Origin of the sequence: Planktothrix paucivesiculata PCC 9631 (assembly GCF_900009265.2) — a bacterium.
GTDB lineage: Bacteria > Cyanobacteriota > Cyanobacteriia > Cyanobacteriales > Microcoleaceae > Planktothrix > Planktothrix paucivesiculata.
In genome coordinates, this window is sequence record NZ_LR735031.1 from 1 (window position 1) to 304 (window position 304).

Sequence of the window (304 nt, forward strand, 5' to 3'; positions counted from 1 at the left end):
CCCCTACATAAGCTTTATCCCCTCTGTATTTTTGATTATTCCCCAATTCCTCCCTTCTTTCTCTCCACAATTTTAGATCGCTTGTTGCTCCGGTATAACCCACAGCTACATCCACTATTTCTTTCCCGTTTGGCATGACAATGACTTGATTTTTAAAGGTATGTGTTTTTTTCTTTCCTGAGTAATATTTTTTTTGCTCTTCATTGTCTGTTGGTCTTTGCATGGGCTGTTCATAGCTATCTACTACTAACTCAAATTCCAGCAGAATTTTTTCTACCCACTCCCAATCACTCTCGTTTTTTTT

1 protein-coding gene is annotated in these 304 nt (G+C 37.8%); it reads right to left on the reverse strand.

The window, feature by feature from the left end; translation table 11 throughout:
• The coding region (locus PL9631_RS25435) for a transposase family protein (RefSeq protein ID WP_156090709.1) at positions 1–304 on the reverse strand (304 nt) is incomplete at both ends.